General features: G+C 63.7%; 1 protein-coding gene. It reads left to right on the forward strand.

Annotation, left to right across the window (positions count from 1 at the left end; all coding sequences use genetic code 11):
• Positions 1-85: 85 nt before the first annotated feature.
• A partial coding sequence (locus C2I19_RS22920) for an acyl carrier protein (protein WP_369406697.1) occupies positions 86-226 on the forward strand: 141 nt, incomplete at its 3' end.

Raw genomic sequence — 226 nt, forward strand, 5'->3', positions numbered from 1 at the left:
GGTAGCCGCGGCGCATCCGCCGCGGCCGGCCGGGAACGACCGCTTGGAGGCGTTGGATGACTTATTGCTGGCCGCGCTGTCTCGGGTGGTTTCCGATCATCTCAAGCTGGATGCCGCGCAACTCGATCCAGACGCCGAATTCAGCGAATTCGGTTTCGATTCCATCACGCTCACCTCCTTCGGCAATGAGATCAATCGCCGCTACGGCCTCGCCCTCGCCCCCACC

Source organism: Chromobacterium alticapitis (genome assembly GCF_002924365.1).
Lineage (GTDB): Bacteria > Pseudomonadota > Gammaproteobacteria > Burkholderiales > Chromobacteriaceae > Chromobacterium > Chromobacterium alticapitis.